The organism is Pseudomonas sp. 65/3-MNA-CIBAN-0223 (genome assembly GCF_040310425.1).
Lineage (GTDB): Bacteria > Pseudomonadota > Gammaproteobacteria > Pseudomonadales > Pseudomonadaceae > Aquipseudomonas > Aquipseudomonas gregormendelii.
The window spans coordinates 1-263 of sequence record NZ_JBEOPV010000195.1 but is presented as its reverse complement, the minus strand read 5'-3'; the positions used below and the strand labels follow the sequence as shown (position 1 = coordinate 263).

Genomic DNA, 263 nt, shown 5'->3' with positions numbered 1-263 from the left:
ACTATTAAGTGATGACGGCAAATGGGTTTATGGCATTAGCGATGCGTCTGGCGAACAAGAAATTTGGCAATATCCTGCCGACGGTTCTGCTGGTGCTAAGCAGCTCACTAAAGATGGCAGCACTTTACGCACCAGCTTGTCGTTATCTCCCAATGGCCGTTATTTAGTGCATGACGATTACATGGGCAATGTATGGTTACTTGATTTAAGCCGCAACAATAACCAAAAAATCATTCAAAATGGCGAGGGTTTAGGCCCTTACC

At 44.9% G+C, this 263-nt stretch carries 1 protein-coding gene; it reads left to right on the top strand.

Features of this window, described 5'->3' with window-relative positions:
* A partial coding sequence (locus AAEZ09_RS28530; protein ID WP_350601701.1) for a hypothetical protein occupies positions 1–263 on the top strand: 263 nt, incomplete at both ends.